At 40.1% G+C, this 22,944-nt stretch carries 13 protein-coding genes; 7 read left to right on the forward strand and 6 right to left on the reverse strand.

The features are described 5' to 3' along the window. Positions 1–104 precede the first annotated feature (104 nt). The 3 genes from ANA7108_RS0123705 to rimO form a co-directional block, all read right to left on the reverse strand. Positions 105–1,538, reverse strand: coding sequence for a BCD family MFS transporter (locus tag ANA7108_RS0123705; protein WP_016953322.1), 1,434 nt, complete (start codon positions 1,536–1,538; stop codon positions 105–107). Positions 1,539–2,015: 477 nt separating this feature from the next. Then, complete coding sequence (locus ANA7108_RS0123715) at positions 2,016–3,560, reverse strand: DEAD/DEAH box helicase (RefSeq protein ID WP_016953324.1); 1,545 nt, start codon at positions 3,558–3,560, stop codon at positions 2,016–2,018. A gap of 243 nt (positions 3,561–3,803) precedes the next feature. Next, entirely contained in the window at positions 3,804–5,132 is a 1,329-nt protein-coding gene (gene rimO / locus ANA7108_RS0123720) for a 30S ribosomal protein S12 methylthiotransferase RimO (RefSeq protein ID WP_016953325.1), read from the reverse strand. Between the two features lie 1,040 nt (positions 5,133–6,172). Here rimO and btpA point away from each other — a divergent pair. Beyond that, on the forward strand, positions 6,173–7,024 hold the full coding sequence (gene btpA, locus ANA7108_RS0123730; protein WP_016953327.1) for a photosystem I biogenesis protein BtpA: 852 nt from the start codon (positions 6,173–6,175) through the stop codon (positions 7,022–7,024). Positions 7,025–7,078: 54 nt separating this feature from the next. Continuing rightward, the gene (locus ANA7108_RS0123735) at positions 7,079–8,071 is read left to right on the forward strand and encodes a vitamin K epoxide reductase family protein (protein WP_026104411.1); all 993 of its coding nucleotides are present in this window, start codon (positions 7,079–7,081) and stop codon (positions 8,069–8,071) included. A gap of 171 nt (positions 8,072–8,242) precedes the next feature. Here the strand turns inward: ANA7108_RS0123735 and nadB are convergent, their stop codons facing one another. The 3 genes from nadB to ANA7108_RS0123750 all read right to left on the reverse strand — a co-directional run bounded on the left by nadB (position 8,243) and on the right by ANA7108_RS0123750 (position 11,652). Then, positions 8,243–9,928: an L-aspartate oxidase gene (gene nadB, locus ANA7108_RS0123740; RefSeq protein ID WP_016953329.1), complete on the reverse strand. Its 1,686-nt coding sequence runs from the start codon at positions 9,926–9,928 to the stop codon at positions 8,243–8,245. Between the two features lie 113 nt (positions 9,929–10,041). After that, on the reverse strand, positions 10,042–10,470 hold the full coding sequence (gene psbU / locus ANA7108_RS0123745) for a photosystem II complex extrinsic protein PsbU (protein ID WP_016953330.1): 429 nt from the start codon (positions 10,468–10,470) through the stop codon (positions 10,042–10,044). Positions 10,471–10,884: 414 nt separating this feature from the next. Next, complete coding sequence (locus ANA7108_RS0123750; protein WP_026104412.1) at positions 10,885–11,652, reverse strand: DUF3120 domain-containing protein; 768 nt, start codon at positions 11,650–11,652, stop codon at positions 10,885–10,887. 187 nt (positions 11,653–11,839) lie between these two features. Between ANA7108_RS0123750 and ANA7108_RS0123755 the strand changes: the two genes are divergently transcribed. The 5 genes from ANA7108_RS0123755 to ANA7108_RS0123775 all read left to right on the forward strand — a co-directional run bounded on the left by ANA7108_RS0123755 (position 11,840) and on the right by ANA7108_RS0123775 (position 22,861). After that, on the forward strand, positions 11,840–12,775 hold the full coding sequence (locus ANA7108_RS0123755; RefSeq protein WP_016953333.1) for an undecaprenyl-diphosphate phosphatase: 936 nt from the start codon (positions 11,840–11,842) through the stop codon (positions 12,773–12,775). A 99-nt stretch (positions 12,776–12,874) separates the two neighbouring features. Then, entirely contained in the window at positions 12,875–14,197 is a 1,323-nt protein-coding gene (locus ANA7108_RS0123760) for a TIGR03279 family radical SAM protein (RefSeq protein ID WP_016953334.1), read from the forward strand. Positions 14,198–14,464: 267 nt separating this feature from the next. Further along, a complete protein-coding gene (locus ANA7108_RS0123765; RefSeq protein WP_016953335.1) occupies positions 14,465–17,284 on the forward strand; it encodes a glycoside hydrolase family 10 protein in 2,820 nt (939 codons plus the stop codon). A 525-nt stretch (positions 17,285–17,809) separates the two neighbouring features. Then, positions 17,810–21,646 (forward strand): PAS domain S-box protein, encoded by a 3,837-nt coding sequence (locus tag ANA7108_RS0123770; protein ID WP_016953336.1) that lies wholly within the window; start codon positions 17,810–17,812, stop codon positions 21,644–21,646. Positions 21,647–21,649: 3 nt separating this feature from the next. Then, entirely contained in the window at positions 21,650–22,861 is a 1,212-nt protein-coding gene (locus tag ANA7108_RS0123775) for an EAL domain-containing response regulator (RefSeq protein WP_016953337.1), read from the forward strand. The last annotated feature ends 83 nt before the right edge of the window (positions 22,862–22,944 follow it).

A 22,944-nucleotide genomic window follows, 5' to 3' on the forward strand; every position in this document is an offset into this window, starting at 1 on the left:
GGAATAGGGAATAGGGAACAGGGAACAGGGAACAGGGAATAGGGAACAGGAAAAATCACCAATCACCAATTACCAATCACCAATCACCAATCACCAATCATCGATTAATCTAAATCACTTTCTAAAACAGAAGCTAAAGCTTGTTTGGTGTTGGTTTGAAACTCTGTCACATTAACACGATTCAAAAACCAAATTGATACCAACATTCCCGCAGCTTCTAACGCAAATACCAACCCATAAGCTAATACTAAGTTATCTGGTAACAATCTGCGCCCCACATCTAAAACAGTACCACCAATTACAGTTGCGATTCCTCTAGATATAGACTGAGCCAGTCCCCAAGCGCCAATAAATGTACCTGCGGCTTCGGCAATTGTTAAATCTAGCATTAAACTCACTGCTGCGGTGGTGACAAAACCAGTAGCTAAACCAAATAAAACTAAAGTTGATTTCAGCACAGATGGATTCGCCGAAAATCCTGAAAAACCTAGTAATAAAGCGGCAAATGCTACTAAAATACAACCTAATTTTATTGTTCTCCTTTTACCCAAACGGGGGACAATAAAAAAACCTGTAATCCCATAGGAAATTAGAATACCTGTTCCATAAAAAACATTGAGTTTGGTACTTTCCGCTAAGGGCATTTTAAAGACTTGTCCCGCATAAGGTTCTAAAATGGGATCTTGCATAAACAAGCTAATAGTCATCACTAATAAAAAGGTGAAAAATAAACCTGTTTGCGGACTAGCTGTTAAGATTTTCCACGCACCACTTAAAGTAATACTATCTTCCCGGTTTCCTGGAGTGGAACGGTTGAAAAAACGAGAATATTTTTTTTCTACACCTACAGTTGCGACAATTGCTAAACAAAAAACTATTCCCGGAACAATCTGAAATAATCTATTTATTGCCGCTTGTAAAGTTTCTATGGGTGCGTCTGTGGTTAATTGCTGCAATAAGCTAGAACTAATAATTGCCCCAACTATAATCCCTACCATCAACATTGACCAAACAATACCGACAACTTGGGAACGGTTGTCTTCTTCGGAAATATCAACTAATAAAGCTGCAAAAGCTGTACCACTAGCGCAAATGGCCAGTCCATAAACTGCGAAAACTAAACCTAGAACCGCTGTCCAACCGATTGTTTGGGTAGTCCATACCCACTTATCACCAATATTAGCGGCATTTAACTGCCACATTACTTGTACCGCTAAAAAAGCTGCGATCGCAAATATTCCTGCTCCTACCCATACATAAGCCGTGCGATGATAACCTAACAACGGTTTAGAATCGGACATTTGACCAAACAAAATCCGCGTTGGTGCGACAAATGAAGGTAATGCTAACACCAAAGCCACCAATGTGGCCGGAATTGCGATTTCCTGAATCATGACTCGGTTGAGTACCCCCAGAGTCAAGATAGCCATCATACTCAACCCCATTTGAAATAATCCTAGCCGGAACATGGTCAAAATGTTGACCTTTGGTAGAGCTAGGGGTTGATTTGGGGTATCAAAAGTATCACCAATTGCCATAGCTACTTTTTGTATTGTTGACAAGATATTGATATTATCGCTTCTAATCAAAATCTTAAGGTATAGTGGCCATGAGAATCACAACCTTTATCTCTCGCAGTTGAAGTGAAGCGAGGTAGGTTAGGTATAGGAAAATTACCACTTTCTCTATTTTTAATCTAAAATATAGAATCTAAAATTGAATCATGGAAAATTGGGCGTTGCTGAATTAAGGGATAAAAGTCAACAATTCCATTTCCCAAATTTTTACTCTTTGAGACTCTGCGTGATCAAAATATATAATTTTATTCACATATATAATTTTATTCACCAACGCCGGAAATTGACTGATGATGAATTTGGCGAGCTACAAAAAATTATCCACCCTTGAGACAATTTTAGATTTTAGATTGGCGATTTTAGATGAGGAAAAATCATTAATCCCTAGATTTTTAATCCAAAATCTAAAATCCAAAATCCAAAATTGAACTAATCGGTCTATTCTCTACCTGTTGGTGAACCTAGCTTCTGATTGTTAGGGGTAGGTGAGGATTCACGACGGCCTCGTAACTTGGGCTTAACACTACCACGTCTATCTTCATCACCGTTGTTGTCTGATTTAGACCAAGATGAACGGTTGCGATTGCCTCCAGAATTGCGCTCTGAGGAATCACCATCACGACGCTTGTTGAGCTTGGGTTTGGGGGCTGGGCCTTCCTCTACGGGGAGATCCACTTCTGTTTGCAACCAAGCAGGACGGGTTTGATCGTAAGCAATTTGTAAAGCAGCAGCAGCGATCGCTTGAGCATCATATTTTTCAATCAATTCGCTGATAATTGGTAAAAATGAAGCTAGGCGTTCACCTGTTAAAGCGTCTGCTACCTGTTCTTGCAATTTCTTGATGTGTCTGGCTTCAATTTGCGCTCTTGTCGGAATCGTCAGCACCTGCCACTGTTGGCGGTTATGACGTTCAAATGCTTGTTGCTTACGCCGTTCAAAGCTTTGTACTAAGGAGATTGCTGTTCCTTCTTTACCTGCACGACCAGTTCGACCAATCCGGTGAACGTAGGTTTCGACGCTATCAGGTAAATCAAAGTTAATTACGTGAGAAAGCAAATCAACATCTAATCCCCGTGCAGCGATGTCAGTAGCTACCACCCAGCGGACTTGACGATTGCGGAAGCGGATCAACAATCTTTCCCGGGCTTGTTGGGACAAGTCACCATGATATTCATCTACACTGTGACCAGCAGCTTGTAATTGATTGGTTAATTCAGCGGCTGTGCGTCTGGTGCGAACAAAGATTAACGCTGTTTCCGGATCTTCCATTTCCAGAATTGGCTGTAAAGCTTTGGCTTTTGTCCAGTGACGGGGGATCAAGTAAGCTACTTGATTGATTTTATTAGGTGCTGCTTTTGGCTGCTCAACGGTAACTGTTACCGGAGAGTTCAAAAACTTGTTGACCAATTGACGAATCGATGGCGGCATAGTCGCCGAAAATAAAGCTGTTTGCCGTTCTTTGGGAGCTTGGGAAAGGATTTTGATGACATCATCAATAAAGCCCATGCTTAACATTTCATCGGCTTCATCTAAGACAAACCATTTCACTTGGTCAAGCTTTAAACAGCCTCTGTCTAACAAGTCGATTACCCGTCCAGGAGTACCGACAACCATGTGAACTCCACGTTTGAGTTGCATCATTTGGCGGTCAATTGATTGACCACCGTAAATTGCCAACACCCGCAGCCCATCATCACCCATAAATTGGGAAATGGCATCGTGAACTTGCATTGCTAATTCACGAGTAGGAGTTAACACCAAGGCTTGTACGGCTCTTTTACTGACATCTAGCTTTTCTAAGATTGGTAGCGAAAAGGCTGCGGTTTTACCAGTCCCTGTTTGGGATTGACCGACCACATCACGACCTGCTAACAGTTGGGGAATTGCTTGAGCTTGAATATTAGTAGGTTCGGTAAAACCAATTTTTTCTATTTTGTCAACACGTTCTTGGGAAATGCCTAGTTCTTGAAAGGAAAGATTCATTAATTCTCCTAAATTTTATTGTGAGTTTTGGACTTGTAAACCGATACTTATTTGTAAATTAGGTTTTGGGTAATTGGTAATTGGTCATGGGTAATTGGTAATTGGTAATAAATTATTCCCTATTCCCTGTTGACTGTTCCCTATTCCCCTTCGGGTTCACCAGTCGCTCATGGGGAGCCACTGCGTTGGACGGGTTCCCCGGCTTAAAGCAAGTGGCGTGGAAACCCCCAAGATCGCGCTGGTTCACCTATTCCCTGAACTGACGATTTGACCATAGAGGTCGTAGGCATCGGCACTTTGGATTTGTACTGGCACGATGGTTCCTAGCCTAGACTCGCCTTTAATATAGACTTGACCATCGACTTCTGGGGAAAATCTACCGGAACGGCCGATTAATTCTCCACTTTCGGGGTTTTCTTGCTCAATCAGGACATCGACGGTTTTGCCTACTTCCTGCTGATTTTTCTTGAGAGAAATTGGTTGCTGGAGTTCCATGATTCTGTCACGGCGCTCTTCCATCACTTCTGAAGGAACTTGATTGGGTAAACTGTAGGCTGGGGTTTCCTCTTCTGGCGAAAAGGTGAAGACACCCACATGATCAAATTCGTGTCGTTCTGTGAACTCTAGCAAATGCTCAAAATGCTCTTGAGTTTCTCCAGGAAAGCCAACGATAAAGGTTGTTCGCAGCACTGACGATGGTAACGCTGTTTTGATGCGATCAATAATTCCATCATTTACCCGTCCTTGCCAGGGACGGTTCATGGCACGAAGAATCTCTGGATGAGAATGTTGCAAGGGCAAATCTAAGTAAGGCAGAACATTGGGTGTTTCTTGAATCGCCGCTATTACGTCTGGGGTGAGTCCGGTGGGATAGGCATAGTGCATTCTGATCCACGGTACATCTACTTTCCCTAAAGCGCGGAGCAGTTCCGCTAACTTTGGCTTTCCGTAAATATCCAAACCATAATTTGTAGTGATTTGGGAAATCAGAATAATTTCTTTTACCCCTTGATTAGCCAATTGCTTGGCTTCAGCGACTATAGATTCAATAGTACGCGATCGCTGGTTCCCTCTTAAATAGGGAATAATACAAAATGCACAACGATAATCGCATCCTTCAGCAACTCGCAGGTAAGCTACTCCTTCTGTTGTTGTCCGGTAGCGTGGTGTGGTTTCATCGGCTATGTAGGTTGGTTCGGCGCTAATTTGTTTAACTCGTTCCCCTTGTTCTACCCGCTCTATGACATTGACAATTTTGTGATAATCGCCTGTGCCAACTACGGCTACTGCTTCTGGCAACTCTTCCAATAATTGTTCTTGAAAGTGTTGCGCCATGCAACCAGTAATCACGACTTTTTTATTCGCTTCTGCCAGTTCTACTAAAGTTCTGACCGATTCTTCTCTGGCGGCTTCAATAAAACTACAGGTATTGACGATTACATAATCAGCTAATTCTTCATTTGTATCTACACCGTAGCCTGCTTCTACAAGCAGTCCTAACATATGTTCTGTATCAATTCGATTTTTCTCGCAGCCCAGGTGAGAAATGGCAATTGTTGGCTTATCACCCATATTTTGAAAAAATCTCTGTTTTTTTTCTCATCGCTTAAACATTCAAATCAATTCATTCAAACAATATTTAGGCGCTTTTTCCCGCACCGTGATTAATTCACAACAGTGACAGATTTCCACTGCTATTGGCTGTCTGTGGGCGTATGACCCTAATCAATTATGAATATAGAGGTCATGCTATGATATTTTTATTAATCTGTTTCCCAGGATAAATTAAAGTGTCTTTATTTACTTATGACACTCGTGATATTGTTTAACGATTCGCCTAATGGTATTTTAAACTACCGAAGCGTGTGCGTTGTTAATTTACCCATCGGGAAGCCGCCCAAAGGGCTGTTTGTGAGAAGTCGCTACCCTCAGGGAAATCGCAATTGCGACTACGCCTATCAAGCAGTAATGCTAACCTAAATTTTAGGCTTGGTCTACGACGATACGCGGACAATATGCCTAAACCATGGAAAGCTGCCTTGCGTTTTGTGAGTGGCAAACTCCTCTTGTAGCCAGGTTCTATCTTAACATATCTTATGGGAGGTTGAACGACAATTTCCACCTTCAGAAGGAGGCAATAGAATTAAAAATTCAAACTAGCCTCACGGAAAGGTTTGCGCCTCCAAAATTCAAAAAGTTGATGATAGGAGCTTTTAAATGATTTTAAATGAAAAGTAAAGAGTTAAGTAGATTGGCGCAAAAAAACCAAACTAAGTAAAGAAATATGAACTAGGCTAAAACCCTCTTTCCCTCTGCCCCCAGCAAGCGCAGCCCCCTGCTTGATCCCAACGACAAATATTTACGCCAGATTACTTAAGTGAAGCCTAAAGTTATAAAATATGCAAGCTGCAAGCATCCCAATGACAAGGGGTTAAAATTTAATGGACTTCTTGTAGAAGTCTGGAAAAGGAGAAGATGCGTCAGAACGTATTATTATACGTAATATTTTTGAAGAAAAAATATTATCCGTAAACTAATGCTATGTACCCAATTATTCTTGTCTTTAGTCAAAAAATTCTCAACTCTGGACAATGCCTTAGCAAATTAAAGACGTGGAATTATATCAGTTATTCAAAACTCAAACCCCAATCATTGGCGTAGTTCACTTGCTACCCCTGCCTACCTCACCTCGTTGGGGAGGTAGCCTGAAAGCGGTGATTGACCGTGCAGAACAAGAAGCAACAGCCCTGGCCAGTGGAGGGGTAGACGGCATCATTGTAGAAAATTTTTTCGACGCACCGTTTACCAAAAACCAAGTTGATCCAGCAGTTGTGAGTGCCATGACTGTAGTGGTACAACGAATACAGAATTTAGTGACTTTGCCTATAGGTCTAAATGTTTTACGGAATGATGGCAAAAGTGCCATGGCGATCGCTAGTTGTGTCAAAGCCCAATTTATCCGCGTCAACGTTCTCACGGGTGTGATGGCGACTGACCAAGGATTAATTGAGGGAGAAGCCTATCAATTACTCCGCTATCGGCGAGAGCTAGGATCGGATGTGAAAATCTTTGCTGATGTTTTAGTCAAACACGCCCGTCCTTTAAGTTCACCTAATCTGACGGTGGCGGTGAAAGACACAATTGAAAGAGGATTGGCCGATGCCGTAATTTTATCTGGTTGGGCAACTGGTAGTCCTCCTGATTTAGAAGATTTAGAATTGGCTTGTGAGGCTGCTGCTGGTACACCAGTATTTATTGGCAGCGGAGCTAATTGGGAAAATATTGATACTCTAATGCAGGCAGCAAATGGTGTAATTGTTTCCAGTTCTCTCAAACGTCACGGGAGAATTGAGCAACCCATTGACCCGATTCGCGTCAGCCAGTTTGTAGAATCAGCCCATAGGAGTTGGAACTCTAAAGGTGAAAGTAAGCCAAGTTCTTCAGTTAAATTACATTCAAAATAGGTAATGGGAAATAGTTTTCCCCAATTACCAATCACCCATCACCAATCACCAATAATGATTCGCCGTCGTTCTACTCCTTGGATTCATAAAAAGTCGCGGATATTAATCGCAGCGATCGCGGGATGTGGTTCCTTAATCACAGGCTATCTCACCTTTGAAAAACTAACAGGCGGCAGTACCGCTTGTGTGGCAGAAGCTGGTGTTAAGGGCTGTAATGATGTTCTTTCTAGCCCTTGGGCAACGGTTTTTGGTCAGCCATTAGCTTTGTTTGGGTTGTTGGCATACATCAGTATGCTGATATTTGCTCTAGCTCCTTTGGCATTAAACTCAGAGGAAAGTCACAAAAACAGCAAACAACTGGAAAATTTGACTTGGTGGTTGCTGTTGGTGGGAGCGATCGCTATGTCGGTGTTCAGTGGTTACTTAATGTACATCTTGGCAACCCAAATCAAAGCCTTTTGTCCTTACTGCATTGGCTCGGCTTTGTTTTCCCTGAGTATGTTAGTACTGACAATTATCGGTCGTGACTGGCAAGATATCGGACAAATATTCTTTACTGCCTTGATTGTGGCAATGGTAACGCTGATTGGCACTTTAGGGATTTATGCTGGGGTCAATTCTTCGGGTAGTACCATAGGTGGAACTCCGGGAAAACCTGAGCAAATTAGCTTTATTCCCAAAGTAGAGCCTAACCCAAAATTTGGCTGGGAAATTACCACCACATCGGGTGCAGCAGAAATAGCTTTAGCAGAGCATCTTGTCAAAGTGGGAGCCAAGGAATATGTTGCTTATTGGTGTCCTCACTGTCATGAACAGAAGCTCATCTTTGGTAAAGAAGCTTACAAAATCATTAGCGATAACAACGTTAAGGTTGAGTGCGCTAATGACAGTCCTCAAGCTAAACCAGAATTGTGTCAAGCCGCTAAAATTGAAAGCTTCCCCACTTGGATTATCAATGGTAAAACCTACAGCGGCGTACAGAACTTGTCAGAACTAGCGAAGATTACTGGTTATACAGGTTCTCAAGATTTCAAATTTTTTAGGTAAAGTAGCAGGGAAATCTGGCGTTGCTGAATAAGGGGATGATTGAGGCTGACGCGGGGACACTCCAGACGCGGTGATTATATATTGATGCAGATTCTCAAATCATTCCGCAATTATGCAACGCCGGAAATTTTATATAGGAAACAAAAAACTTCCACCAGCTAAGTTAGTCAATCAGCCGGTGGAAGTTCTGATCGATTTACGCCAGTGATCATATTGGATAATTGTGTGAACTTGCCAATCTGGGTCGGTTTGAGGATAATCTAGACGGTAGTGTCCGCCTCTGCTTTCAGTTCTAAAAGCAGCGCTTTTGAGAATTAAGTAAGCTACATCTAATAAATTGCGGGTTTCTGCCCAAAGTCGCAACTGCTGTTCAATATCAGGTAGGTTGAAACTAGCGGGTTCTGTAGGATGCAAACTTTGCAAGAATCGACTTAAAGGTAAATTAGCGAAATCTTGTTGCCAAGATTCAATTGTAGCGATCGCACTTTTTAAGCCTAATTCTTGCCGACAAATACCAGCACTTTGCCAGACTAAACGGGGTAGTTTTTCGCGTATATCTTTTAGTTGAGCGTGTTGATTGTGCCACTCATCTTCAGATAAGACAAAGTTTGAAGAATTGGAGAGGAATTCTGATTTTTGCAGTTGATCCTTTTGTAAGGCTTCATCGTCTAAATCAGCCATCTGCGCCCCAAACACGATACATTCCAACAGAGAATTACTGGCTAGGCGATTAGCGCCATGCACTCCTGTACTCGCAGTTTCTCCTACAGCATACAAACCTGGAATATTGGTGCGATTCTGCAAATCTGTGAGAATACCACCCATCCAGTAATGAGCAGCGGGGGCTACGGGAACCAATTCATTGAAGACATCAATACCCGAATGCTGACAAACTTGAATAATATTGGGAAAGCGATGACGAATTTTGTCAGCGGGGATGGGGCGCATATCTAACCAGACATGGGCAGTAGCCAAATCGGCGGAGGTACGTTGTAAATGACTAAAAATAGCTCTACTTACCACATCTCGCGGTGCAAGTTCACCTGCTGGATGGTAGTCAAAAGCAAAACGTCGCCCTTGATTATCAACAAGATGCGCCCCTTCACCACGTACAGCTTCGCTGATGAGAAAGCGTCCTGGTTTAGTGAGGGCGGTGGGATGAAATTGGACAAATTCTAAATCACGGAGGATAGCCCCAGCCCGCCAAGCGATCGCCACACCATCCCCTGTACTTACCGCTGGGTTAGTGGTTTGGGCAAATACTTGACCACCGCCACCTGTGGCTAGAATTACAGCACCAGCCCTAATCCACGTGACTTTACCTTGATGAAACAGGCTGATGCCTTGACAGTAACCTGTTTCTGGTTCTATCCACAAACTTAAAGCTAAAGCTTGCTGGATGATTTGTATATTTTGGCGGCGCAATACTTGGGCTGTGAGAGTAGTGGTTACTTCTCTACCTGTGGTATCGGCGGCGTGAAGAACGCGGGGGCGAGAATGGGCAGCTTCTAGGGTGAAAGCCAAGTTATGATCATGCCTGTCGAAGGCTACACCCAAATTAATTAAAGATTGAATACAGCTAGGGGCTTGTTCAGCTAAAAATTCTACAGCTTTTGGATCACACAAACCCGCCCCTGCCTTTAAAGTGTCTTCAATGTGCAGCTTTGGCGAATCTTCTGGGGAGACAGCGGCGGCAATCCCACCTTGCGCCCAGTCACTGGCGGATAATGCAACTGTTTCTTTAGTAATTAAGCCGACTCGGAGGGAGTCTGGTAGACATAGTGCTGTGTAGAGTCCAGCAGCACCTGCACCGACTACTAAAACATCAAATTGGCTAGGAATGTCTGAGAAATTCAAAATTGACAATTACGGGTAATGGGTAATGGGTGATGGGTGATGGGTAATCAGTAATAGTTTTCCTTGCCCAAATACCTATTACCCATCACCTATTTCCCAATTAGTAATTTGGGTTATCTATAGATACCGTTATTAATGCGATCGTCTCCCTCGTTAAAGTTTGGCTCGTATTCAGTCACGGTAAAGTTATCGAAGTTAGCTTGCAGTTTGGATTTTTGGCGATCGCTTAATCCTGGTAGATTCAATATATCTTCTACCTTTTCATAAGGAGCATTCTGAATGATTTTCTTAGCCAGTGTGGGATACAGTCCTGGATACTGTTGGAAAGCGGCAATGTTGGTATTGTTCAAATCAATTTTTTTACCAAATTCCGTTCCTAGTTTGGCATCTGCCCGATTCTGACGTGCGATCGCCAAAACTGGTACTTGAGATAAACTAACGTTGCTGAAACTTGCAGCTTGGGCGATCTGAGTAGTTCCCAGTAATCCCCAGCTACCTAGCAACAGACTAAACACTGTTAATAAACGTACTAATCCTTTCACAATTTTCTACCTCTTTCCATTAAACAGAAATCAACGCTTTTATAGCAGGAGTCAGGAGTCAGGTGTAAAACCCTTTTTTAGCCTGAGTTTTATCATTAATTGATGTCCTAATTACCCTGTCCATTGCTATAACTAAAAGCTTTCAACGGTGAGCTTGAAGTTAGAAGTACTGAGTATAAGTACGACCCTGGTGATTGCTCTGAGGGCTGATAAAGTACTTGTTCCTTCCGACTTCATACTTTGGTTGATAGCTGGTAGCTGAATCAACACGCAGCAGTCATCAGAAACTAATATACAGCTTATTAATATCCACAATATTTACTGCTATTGGGTTCGACTTTACTTTTGCCAAAATTTCTCTCTAATGGTGATCTTGCACGTTTCTCAGGGCAGATCATTCAGTGGCTGATAAATTTAGGCAATAACTGCCGCTAACAAAAACAAACTATCTACTAGAATTGTACTCAAAACTGCGCCACTAAAGGCGTACCAATGCTTTTCCTTTTTACCTAAAGAGATGATCCCAACTGTTAACAGGACTAAGGCCAGAATGATTGCCCAAGCTTCTCCCCAAGGGGTTTGGACTTGTGCTAAGGCATTTTTTAAGATTTGTGAAGCTCCATTTATGTCTGTTCTCATAATCTGCCGCCAATAGGGCATCAAATCTACAAGATAAAAGTATATGTCGGTTAAAACTGTTCCTAATAAAGAACCTAGATAAAACCAGTTACCGACTTTGCCCCAATTTCGCCACAAACACCAGATCGCAAAGGGTAGCCCAATGGATTCTATCGGTAAGTGCCATAGGGGTTCCCAACGTAACCAACCCCAGTAAATCGCTCCTGTTAACCAACTCCAGCTAAATCCTAAGAGTAAATCTCCCCAGAGATAGGTTTGTGGACGTGACATTAGTGTCAAACTCAGCCAAATCCAAAATCCGGTCATGGCTAAACTGAGACTGGGTAGCGATCGCACTAACGGCGCTTCTACAAATACTGGTACAGATACTAACAATACAGCCGCCGCAAACACTAACCAAGTTTGTCTCCAAGTTATTGCTATAGGTAGAGACAGACTCGAATCTAGTTCTTTGATTCCTCTATGCTTAGTTTCTAAGGAATGCAAGTTATTATCAATAGCGGAATCGGACGCTGTGTAAGAGGAAAGTGTATTATTAATCAATGTTTTTAATATATGTTACTAAACTTTACTTATCTTAAGATATCATACTTTAAAATCCCCCCTAGGGGCATTTTAATTATACTAGAAGTTTTTGCTCCCTCAAAGATGTTGCCCGGAATAACTGACTATAAGCAGGTAAAGTTGGATAATTTTCTCAGGTTATTGATCCAATATAGGAGCATGGTTAATGGTGACAATATTTGTAGCAAGTGGTATGGACTGGTTATTTCCTATTTGGGGACAGATTTCACAAGTAGAAATACCTACCGAAGCTACAACTGGTGGAGTGAATCTCATGGCTGAATTAATTCAGGCATTTATTTTGGGAATTGTCCAAGGTATTACCGAATTTTTGCCTATCAGTAGCACAGCACATTTACTAATTGTGACAAAAGTATTTGGTTGGAAGGAACTAGGTTCTAAAGATTTTGTTGATGCAATTCAATTTGGCAGCGTTATTGCAATTTTGTTTTATTTTTGGTCACTGATTTCTAGTATTCTTAAAGGTGCAATCAAAGCACTCAAGGATAAAAATTGGGAACAGGAAGAATGGAAAATTACCGTAGGGATTGCAGTAGGAACCTTACCTGCATTAATTTTTGGCTTTCTTTTGAAAGACGTTTTACCTGAGAATGCATTAATCATTGCTATCATGTCAATTATCATGGCAATTTTGCTAGGTTTAGCAGAAAAAATTGGCACTCGTAAACGAGATTTTAATTCATTACAAATTCGGGATGGTATTTTAGTCGGATTAGGACAAACGCTGGCTTTAATTCCCGGTGTTTCCCGCTCTGGTTCAACATTGACAACGGCCTTATTTCTAGGACTAGAACGTGATACAGCCGCTAAGTTTTCATTTTTGTTAGGTTTTCCAACTCTTACCATTGCCACTCTATACAAAAGTCTGAAAATATTCAAACAGTTTCAAGCTCACGAGTTGCCAGATAACATTGTTTTACTGTTAATTGTTGGGATTATTTCTGCCTTTATCTTTTCCTACCTATCAATTGCCTTTTTGATTCGGTACTTACAAACCAAAAATACTTTAGTCTTTGTTTGGTACAGATTAGCATTTGGCAGTGCAATACTATTAGCAATTGCCAGTGGTTGGCAAGATTAATTGTTGAAAGAAGCAAGATGCAGGGGGGCAGAGTAGAATAACTTTACTTTCTATCTATTCCCCAATTAAGAATTAAGAATTACGAATTACGAATTTTCTATGACTATTCATCCTGCCAAAATTACCAAGGTGCTTCCCAACTCAATTGCTGCCGAAATTGGCTTTGATGCAGGGGATGCGATTGTCGCTATTAATGGGATAAGTCCTCGTGATTTAATTGACTATCAGTTTTTATGCGCTGATGAAGTTTTGCAACTAGAAGTTTTAGATGCAACTGGAAAAACTCATCATCTTGAAATTGAAAAAGATTATGATGACGACTTGGGGCTAGAATTTGAAACTGCATTATTTGATGGATTAATTCAGTGTAATAATCGTTGTCCATTTTGCTTTATTGATCAACAACCACCAGGTAAACGTTCTAGCTTGTACTTCAAAGACGACGATTACCGTTTGAGCTTTTTGTATGGTTCTTATCTAACTCTGACAAATTTACCGGAGAAAGAATGGCAAAGAATTGAACAAATGCGGTTATCTCCCTTATATGTTTCTGTTCATGCAACAGAACCAGAAGTGAGAATTAGACTTTTGAAAAATAACCGTGCAGGACAGATATTACAACAACTTAAATGGTTTCAAGAAAGACGATTACAAATTCATGCTCAAGTAGTAGTTTGTCCAGAAATAAATGATGGAAAACATCTAGAACAAACATTACGAGATTTAACATCTTTTCATACTGGAGAAATACCTGCTGTGGCATCAATAGCCGTGGTTCCAGTTGGTTTGACCCGTTTCCGTCCCCAAGAAGATGAACTAATCCCAGTGAGTCAGCAAAAGGCTCAGGAAGTGATTTCTCAAGTTAAATTACTTGCTCAAGAATTTCGGCAAAAATTCGGTTCTAGTGTGGCTTGGTTAGCTGATGAATGGTTTTTAATTGCTGGTGAAGAATTACCTAGCGAAGCGGAATATGAAGAATATCCGCAAATTGATAATGGTGTCGGTTCTATTCGCTTATTTGTGAAGCAATTTACCCATGCTGCTCAGGAATTATTACCGCCAAAAGTATCTCCTCAAAGAAAACTAACTTGGGTTGTAGGTAATGCTGTTGAAAAAGCATTTCAACCCATCGTTAAACAGTTAAATGCTGTAGCAGGTTTAAAAGTAAATATGCAAGCTTTATATAGCGATTATTGGGGACAAAATATTAGTGTGACAGGATTAATCACGGGACATGATTTACTTTTTCACTTAAAAGGGCAAGATATAGGAGAGGGAATTTTATTACCTAGTGTCATGCTCAAAAATGGGGAATTGGTCTTTTTAGATGATATGACTGTGGAGGAAGTTGCTCGTCAACTTAATACAGAAATATTACCAATATCAGGCGTTGAGGATTTAATCAATACCTGCGTAAAGTAATTTGTAATTAAGAATTTTGTAGGTTGGGTTAAGCAATAGCGCAACCCAACAAATGCTTACAAGTGTTGAGTTTCTTTCCGATTGCTCCGCGAACGTTCACGTTCCACAACCCAACCTACATAATTTAATTTTTTGAGCTTAATCAACAAGTATTGGACTGAAACCCATACTTGATATTTGATGTTTTCTGTCAATGCGTAAGTCCTAGTTAATATCTATTCTCACCATTTATCTCTGTTATTATCTATAATTTGTGAGGAATAAATCGTGAAAAATTACGAAGAAAAAGTTAAAAATAACATCAAATTAAAAATTACAACAATAGGCTTATTTTTTTTAAACTTTAATTTTTTAACTTTGAATTTAGGGAAGATGCTGCCGGCTCAAGCAGTGACAGAAGCAGCTGTATTAAGCGTAGTCAAAAGCCAAGATAATGCCAATCAATGGATAGGGATTACCAAACGCTTAGAAACTGTGGGAGTAAAATATTGTGTAATTCCTTTAAGTAGTGTGAACAATGTGGCGGATTTAGGACAGCCACAGGTGTTGTTATTGCCAAATATAGAGACATTAACGACAGTACAAGCGATCGCTCTCAAAGAATGGATGAATCGAGGTGGACGCTTAATTGCCAGTGGACCAGTAGCCCGTTTATCCACACCTGGAGTGCGCCATTTATTGCGAACTTTGCTAGGAGGTTATTGGGGATTTAACTTAAATACTGCCCAAGAATTACAGCCAGCAAAAACTAATCCTCAGGAATGGGCAACTACTAAAGAACTTTTTGGTCAAGCTGTCGGTGCTGTCATGATTCCTGATCACCTTAATACTCAAATTGCTGCTGTTTGGAATTCCCCAGATCATCCAGCCGCAGTACTAACAACTGAGCAGTCCACGTTTCTAGGTTGGCGCTTGGGAACAGATACAGCTTCAACCGCAGATTTAGATACTATTTGGTTAAAAGCTGCATTAAATCGTTATCTAAAATTGTCAACTACAAATGTTCCCACAAATGCGCCAAACTGTTTTTCTACTTCCATAAATCAATCAACAACTCAAACCTCACAATTGAGCAATACTAATCCACCTAAACGAGTAATTACTCCCAAAAAAACCAATCTTGCTAATTCCAGAACGAAACCCAAACCCAAACCCAAACCCAAACAAGTAATTACTCCCAAAAAACCTCATCCGTCTGCACGGGTAAAACCTAAAAACCCAAAATCAATAGCCATAACCCCCCAACCCCAAAATTTCCTAGAGGCCATTGAACAACTGCAAGAAGCAGTGCGTTTAGATGTCATACCCAATTCTAATCAGCCAATTAATAGTCAAGATGCATTGGCTCTCCAACAAGAATTAGAAAATTTAATTGGTCGAGTGGAAAGCGCCCATTTAGCAGCTTTAGTTAATGGCACAAATAGAGTCAGTAACACCCAATCATTGAAAGTAGAAAGTGAAAAATCTGCATCTACCCAAGCAGAAACAAAAGACCTCAGTTTAGAGCAAACCTTAGCTCAAGCCAGAGAAATTGCCAAAAATATACCTGTATTAATTGCCCAAAAGAACTATACCTTGGCACGTCAGCAGTGGTTAAAGACAAAGACGACTTTATGGCAGCAATTTCCTCTCAATCAGCGAGTTGCTCAACCAGAAATCCGCTCCGTATGGTTAGATCGAGGGACAATTGTTAACGCTGGGAATGAAGCGGGACTAGTAAAAATCTTTGACCGACTGTCCCAAGCCGGAATTAACACCATATTTTTTGAAACCGTCAATGCTGGTTATACAATTTATCCCAGTCAGGTTGCACCACAGCAAAACCCATTAATTCAAGGTTGGGACCCCCTAGAAGCCGCCGTAAAATTAGCCCATGCAAGAGGTATGGAGTTACACGCTTGGGTTTGGACTTTTGCAGCTGGTAATCGCCGCCACAATGAGATTATTAACGTTAGTCCTGATTATCCGGGTCCTCTGTTGGCAGCTAATCCCAATTGGGCAAATTATGATCAAAGTGGCAACATCATTCCCGTTGGTCAGACAAAGCCGTTTTTAGACCCAGCAAATCCCGAAGTTCGGCAGTATTTATTAAAGCTATACGCAGAAATTATTAGTCGCTATCAGGTAGATGGCATACACCTAGATTATATTCGCTATCCTTTTCAAGACCCCTTCGCAGGTAGAACTTACGGTTATGGTAAAGCTTCCAGAGAACAGTTTCAGCAACAAACAGGTGTAGATCCTCTGAATGTTACTCCTAGTCAGCGGGATTTGTGGCAAAAGTGGACAACATTTCGCACTGAGCAAGTTGATAGTTTTGTGTCTGAAGTTTCGCAGATATTAAAACAAAAACGCACAAATTTAATTTTATCTGTGGCTGTATTTCCGCTTCCAGAATATGAACGAGTTCAAAAAATTCAACAGCATTGGGAAGTTTGGGCAAGACGGGGAGATATAGATTTAATTGTGCCGATGACTTATGCTGTTGATACTCCTCGTTTCCAACGTCTAGCACAACCTTGGATTAACTCTACTCAATTAGGTGCTACTTTATTAGTTCCCGGAATTCGGTTACTTTCTTTGTCTACAGTAGGAGCATTTGACCAACTGCAATTGCTTAGAGATTTACCCGTTAGTGGTTATGCACTTTTTGCAGCTGAGAATTTTAATACCGAGTTTGATGAACTATTTAGTAATACTCAAGGTAAGGTACAACGCTCCAAAAATGAACCTATTCCTCAGCGTCAGCCATTTCGCACGGCGGCTTTCCGCTATGCAACTCTACAAAAAGAATGGCAATTTCTGAGAGAAAATAATCAATTACCAATATCTACAAATAAAATAGCTGATTTTAATAACCAGTCCCAAGAATTACAAAATGCTTTAAATCAGCTTGCGGTTTTACCTTCTGCTAGTAATTTAATCAAAGCCAGAAATGTTCTAAATCGCTTCAAGTTTAAATTTAGGACTTGGATGAATGTGGAAATTCAGGAAAATTCTTATCAAATTAAAGCCTGGGAAAATCGACTGGTAACTATTGAAAGACTTTTACGTTTTGGTGAGAGAAAAGTGTTGAATAATTCGTAATTAGACATCTCCAGCCATAAAATAGGCTTGATCCTATTTACTCCACTCTGTGGGTAGTATGAAGATATGGAATGGAAATAGATATAGCAGGTGACTCTTAACAGGTGACAGGTGACAGTCTGAAAAGTCTTTTGGTGTCTAGGTTTTATAATCAGTTGGTGTCCTAACCGTCCTGTCCGTTGCTATATGTGTCTCTGTGTCAGAATTTATAAAAGTTTCATAGCTTCACTGATAGTGTTTTTCGGTAAAACATAAAGTAGTAATTTTTGACCATAGCATTTACCGTGTTTATACTCGTGATAATCTTACTGGTTTCGCGTCAAAATGTTTGTGAGGTTAGGTAAATAAATCAGCAGTTTTGGATCACGATACAGAAAATTGCCAGTGGCAGGAGGTATAAAATTTCAGGACAAAGCCTGATGGTAATGGACTTTCAAGTCTGTTAACTGCTGTAAATATCAAGCATCTGTCAATTCTGGCTTTTGAATTCTGCTGTATGTTTGGTAGTAGATACCCAACTAAAGTATGCAAGCATCACCTCATCATTTCTTATTACAAAGCTTAGAGTCAGTGATTGACTTGTCACCGCTGACGGTTGCACTAGAAACACCTATACTAGATGCGATCGCTCTGATGGCGGCAAAATCTCAAGGTGTGTTGGTAAAATCAGCCTCAGATGTGGTTGGATGCTTGACACAACAAGATATAGTCAGGCTCGTAGCGACAGGGACTGATTTGAAAACAGCCCAAGTTGCGGAAGTGATGCAGAAATCAGTTATAAAACTCAATATCCACACAATTAAGACTTTAGATTCAGTAATATCATGGTTATGTCAGCCTCAGTTTCAGCTCATAGCAGTTGTAGATGAGGATGGTGAAATTATCGGCACTATCACCCCTGAAAGTATTTGTTTAGCTCTTTCTGTAGTAGAAGCAGAAATTAGTAATCCCAGATTTGTCTCTTCTTGCCCAATAGTCGAACATCAACTCCTGCAATCCCCTCAAATATTGCAGTTAATCATTGATACCATTCCCCATAGTATTTTCTGGAAAGATATAAATTCGGTCTTTTTGGGTTGTAATCGCAACTTTGCAAAAATGGTTGATTTTGACAATCCAGAAAATATCATCGGTAAAACAGATTACGATTTGCTTTCCAACCATGAAGAAGCTCAATTCTACTGCGTTAGTGACGCGGAGATTATGAGAACTAATCAGCCGCAATATCAAACTATCACACCTAAACAGCAAGCTGATGGTAGCCAAATGTGGCTAGAGACGAACAAAGTCCCTTTGTATAATACTAAAGGTGAGGTGGTAGGTATATTTGGTACATTAGAAAATATCACCGAGCGCAAACAAGCACAAGATGCTTTAAAAATCAGTGAAGAACGTTTTCGTAACTTAGTGGAAACTAGCAGTGATTGGATATGGGAAGTTGATGAAAACTGCATTTATACTTATGTCAGTCCTAAAGTCCGCGATATTTTGGGCTACGAACCGCAAGAGGTATTAGGAAAAACTCCTTTTGAATTAATGCCACCAGCAGAAGCAGAACGTGTGATGCAGATTTTTGCACCGATAGCTGCTGAACGACAATCATTTAAATGTCTGGAGAATACAAATTGTCATCAAGATGGTCATCTGGTAGTTCTGGAAACTAACGGATTGCCCATCTTTGATGTTGAGGGTAGATTCCGTGGGTATCGTGGTATTGATCGAGACATCACTGCTCGCAAGCAGGAAGCAGCGGCTTTATGGGAAACTCAACAGCAGCTACACGCAATTTTAGATAATTTACCAGCAGTGATGTATTTATTAGACACTGAGAATAAATACTTGCTAGTTAACCGCCAATATGAAAAGCTATTCAAGACTACTCAAGATCAGGTAGTGGGCAAGAGTGTGTATGATATCTGGTCTGATGATATTGCTAAGGCATTTGCCGTGAGCAACTCTCAGGTAATTGCAGGTGGTATACCTTTAGAAAGCGAAGAAGTTGTTCCCCATGAAGATGGTTTGCATACTTATTGGTCGGTTAAGTTTCCTTTAAAAGATGCCAATGGAGTCTCTTATGCTATTTGTGGTATCTCTACAGATATTACAGACCGCAAAAGAACCCAAGAAGAACTTTATAAAAGTGAAGAAAGCTTCCGTTTATTAGTAGAAGGTGTTAAAGACTACGCAATTTATATGCTTGACCAGGAGGGACTAGTCAGGAGTTGGAATTCTGGAGCTGAATGTATTACTGGATATCAGGCAGCAGAAATTATCGGGCAGAATTTTTCTTGTTTTTTTCCACCGGAAGATGTTGTTAACTCTCTACCAAAGCAACAATTAGATATAGCAGCGGGGAATGGTCGGTGTGAATGTGAAAGTGTTTTTGTTCGCAAAGATGGTTCCTATTTCTGGGCAAATTGTATTTTAACCGCATTACGTGATCAAACTGGTCAGCTACGAGGTTTTTCTAAAGTTACCCGTGACATTACGGAACGTAAATTAGCAGAGAAGTCTTTGTTGCGGTTGCTTAAAGCCATAGAAAGCACAAGTGATGCTGTTAGCATTGCGGACATATCTGGTCAGTTAAGTTATGTAAATTCTGCATTTATAGATATATTTGATTATACTGAAAGTCAATTAAATGCAGATGAGGGACTCTCAACTAATTTTCACACCAAGGAAGTATTTAAACGAGTAATTGAGACAGTCCACAGAGGTGAATCTTGGCGTGGTGAAGTGATCATGCAAAGTCGTAGTGGGGAAAGTGTACATATAGACTTACGAACTGATGCGATTAAAGATGATACTGGTATGATCGTCTCTGTAGTTAGTATATATACTGATATTACCCAGCGCAAGTTGATAGAGGAAGGGTTAAGACTGCGCGATCGCGCCATCGCTGCCAGTAGTAATGGTATTGTGATTGCGGATGTCACCAGCCCTGATAGTTCAATTATCTACGTCAATCCGGCTTTTGAACGTCTAACTGGTTACTCAGCAGATGAAGTCATAGGGCAGAATTTTCTTTTGATCCAAAGTTCTGATATTAATCAACCAGGATTGCAAGAACTCAGCAATGCTATGCAATTAGGACAAGATTGTACTGTAATTTTACGTAACTCTTGTCAAGATGGTAGCATATTTTGGCATGAGTTAAATATTTCCCCTGTTTATGATGCTGATGGTTATCTCACTCACTATATTGGCATTCAAACAGATATTACTGAGCGTCAACAAACAGAAACTGCATTACTTGTCAGTCAAGAGCGGTTACAGTATTTACTAACTTGCAGCCCAGCAGTTATCTATGCTTCTAAAGCATATGAAGATTTCGGCGCTATCTTTATTAGCGAAAATGTTCAAGCTATGATAGGCTATGAAGCGCGGGAATTTACACAAAGTTCTGATTTTTGGTTTAGTCATATTCACCCAGAAGACGCGCCAAAAGTAATTGCCGAACTTTCAAGGGTATTAGGTCAAACCGAGTACACGTTAGAATATCGCTTTTTACATCAAGACGGCATCTATCGTTGGGTATATGATCAAGGTAAAGTCGTCTGGGATGAAGCGGGTAATCCTCTGGAACTAGTTGGCTACTGGGCAGATATTACCACTCGCAAGCAATTAGAACAAGAACTAAGAGTAGCATTAGAGACAGAGAAAGAACTCAATGAACTTAAATCCCGCTTTATTTCCATGACTTCTCACGAATTCCGCACACCCTTGAGTACTATCCTTTCTTCTTCTGAGTTGCTAGAACACTATAGCCACAAATGGACACATGAAAAACAACTTACTCATCTGCACCGCATTCAAGCGGCTGTAAACCGGATGACAGAAATGTTAAACGATATTTTGGTGATTGGCAAAGGAGAAGCAGGAAAACTAGAATACAGACCATTATTATTTGATTTAGTCAAATACTGCCGTCAGCTAGTGGAAGAAGTAAGTTTGAATTTAAAAAGCCAACATTTAGTATATTTTAGTAGTCCATATGAATCTGTATGTTGCTATATGGATGAAAAATTACTAGGGCATATTCTTAATAACTTACTCTCCAATGCGCTCAAATATTCCCCAGATGGCAGTTTGGTGAATTTCACTCTCACTTGTCAAGACGGGCAAGCAGTATTTGAAATTAAAGACCAGGGAATTGGCATTCCCGAAGAGGATATGCCCCGATTATTTGAATCTTTTCATCGCGCTAGAAATGTCGGTAATATTTTAGGAACTGGATTAGGACTAGCAATTGTTAAAAAGTGTGTAGATATTCACCAAGGTACAATTTATGTTAATACTCTACCAGGAGTTGGCAGCAGTTTTACTGTTACTTTACCATTAAAACAATATCATATGAGGTAAATTATGCCTAAAATTTTAATAATTGAAGATGAAGAATCCGTTCGTGAAAATATTTTAGATTTATTAGAAGCTGAGAATTTCCAAACGATTGCTGCTGCTAATGGCAAAATCGGATTAAATTTAGCTACATCCGAAATACCAGATTTAATTTTATGTGACATGATGATGCCAGAATTGGATGGCTATGGTGTATTAACAGCTTTACGAAAAGAGTCATTAACTGCGGCAATTCCCTTTATTTTTTTGACTGCCAAATCTGCCAAATCTGACTTTCGTCAAGGTATGGATATGGGTGCAGATGACTATCTAACTAAGCCATTCACCCGGTCTGAATTATTGAATGCTATTATCACTAAATTAGAAAAGTATGCAAATTTAAAAAAATCTTTATCAACTCAGGATAAAGTTCATAAATTAACTGAGAGAATGCAATTTCTAGAACCAAAATTACGTTGGGCAATCGAACAAGATAATTTTCAAGAATTTGAAATTTATTATCAACCAATTATTGATATATCTACTGGTGAAATAATCGGTGCTGAAAGCTTGTTACGTTGGCATAGTAGGGAAATTGGTTCAATATCACCTAACGAATTTATTCGTTTAGCCGAATACAATGGTTTGATTGTCAATATTGATAAATGGGTATTGAAGAAAGTTTGTCAACAACTTAAAATTTGGCAGGATTCGGGAATTAATTATTTAACTATAGCTGTCAATTTATCGGCAATTGAATTTAATCAACCAGATTTGATTACCACAATCGTTGACTTAATCGAGTCGAATAATTTGGAAAATCCTGGACTAGAAATTGAATTGACAGAAACCATGGTTATGCAAGATGTTAATAGTGCAATCGCTACCATGAATCAATTACGCTCATTGGGCATCAAAATTGCCGTTGATGATTTTGGGACTGGACAGGCTTCATTAAGCTATATAAGTCATTTTCCTATGAATACACTCAAGATTGACCGTTCTTTTATTCAAAATATCACTTATGATTATCACAAATCAGCTATTACTAAATTCTTGATTAAAATGGGACATGAACTAAATCTTAAGATAGTTGCTGAAGGTGTAGAAACAGAAGCAGAATTATCCTTTCTCCGCCAAGAAAAATGTGATGCTATCCAAGGTTTTATATTCAGTCAGGCATTACCTGTATTAGAATTTGAAAAACTGTTATTTTCTAAAAAATGCTTTTATGTCTAATAAAATCTCCGCCGTTTTTGGTAAATTGGGTTTTACTCCTCTCAACCCAAACTACAAGTTCAGGCTTTTTTAAAATTTGGCGA

This window comes from Anabaena sp. PCC 7108 (assembly GCF_000332135.1).
Taxonomy (GTDB): Bacteria; Cyanobacteriota; Cyanobacteriia; order Cyanobacteriales; family Nostocaceae; genus Anabaena.

What these genes read in the sequence shown, in the direction of transcription:
- ANA7108_RS0123705 (WP_016953322.1), bottom strand. Translation starts at nt 1,538, where the DNA reads ATGGCAATTGGTGATACTTTTGATACCCCAAATCAACCCCTAGCTCTA.
- ANA7108_RS0123715 (WP_016953324.1), bottom strand. Translation starts at nt 3,560, where the DNA reads ATGAATCTTTCCTTTCAAGAACTAGGCATTTCCCAAGAACGTGTTGAC.
- rimO (WP_016953325.1), bottom strand. Translation starts at nt 5,132, where the DNA reads ATGGGTGATAAGCCAACAATTGCCATTTCTCACCTGGGCTGCGAGAAA.
- ANA7108_RS0123735 (WP_026104411.1), top strand. Translation starts at nt 7,079, where the DNA reads ATGATTCGCCGTCGTTCTACTCCTTGGATTCATAAAAAGTCGCGGATA.
- ANA7108_RS0123755 (WP_016953333.1), top strand. Translation starts at nt 11,840, where the DNA reads ATGGTGACAATATTTGTAGCAAGTGGTATGGACTGGTTATTTCCTATT.
- ANA7108_RS0123760 (WP_016953334.1), top strand. Translation starts at nt 12,875, where the DNA reads ATGACTATTCATCCTGCCAAAATTACCAAGGTGCTTCCCAACTCAATT.
- ANA7108_RS0123770 (WP_016953336.1), top strand. Translation starts at nt 17,810, where the DNA reads ATGCAAGCATCACCTCATCATTTCTTATTACAAAGCTTAGAGTCAGTG.
- ANA7108_RS0123775 (WP_016953337.1), top strand. Translation starts at nt 21,650, where the DNA reads ATGCCTAAAATTTTAATAATTGAAGATGAAGAATCCGTTCGTGAAAAT.